Below are 593 nucleotides of genomic sequence, written 5' to 3'. Positions count from 1 at the left end.
GGCTTCTAATAATCTGATCGCTTCCCTGCTCAGAGCCGGAATATGACACCTCGGCTTCACCAGAGCCACCTGGTCAGTTAAAACCAGCGACGAATTCCGAAAAACAGGATGAGAATAGGCTATTTTATAAAAAATACTGCCAAAGCGACTTGAAGATTTCAGTAAGGGTAATCCAACTTCTAAAGAAAAAAACACATAGCCATCATTTCCCAACATGGAAATATCGATAGGCTGAGTGTTGCGGGTATTAAACCTGATCCCCTTGCCCGTTAGTTCCTTCCTGGAATATAAAATCAGATCACCCGCCTTATTAACCACATCGGGGGAATTTGTACAGTGAACGGCATAGAAAGAGGACTGTGTAAGTACATTGAAAAAAATCTGCTCCTGAACGGTCAGTTTCCCCAGAGCAATACGTAATTCGTGGTAATTATGCAAGGAATAGCCATCGAGTGTTTTGTTACCTGACTTCCATAAAATGCCATTGCGCATCATGCTCTCACTCGTCTGAGAAGACCATCGGTTGCGTATATTATGTAAGAGCTTTTTGCCTGCGTCATTCTGAGTGAGAATTTTATTATCCGGCGTAAGCA

General features: G+C 42.7%; 1 pseudogene. It reads right to left on the bottom strand.

Going from position 1 to position 593, the window contains the following annotated elements:
* A pseudogene (locus J1785_RS00410) lies at nt 1–593 on the bottom strand (hypothetical protein); the annotation flags it as partial.

Source organism: Rahnella perminowiae (assembly GCF_019049755.1).
Classification (GTDB): Bacteria; Pseudomonadota; Gammaproteobacteria; order Enterobacterales; family Enterobacteriaceae; genus Rahnella; species Rahnella perminowiae.
The sequence above is the reverse complement of the archived record's forward strand: the minus strand, read 5'-3'. Positions and strand labels throughout refer to the sequence as shown.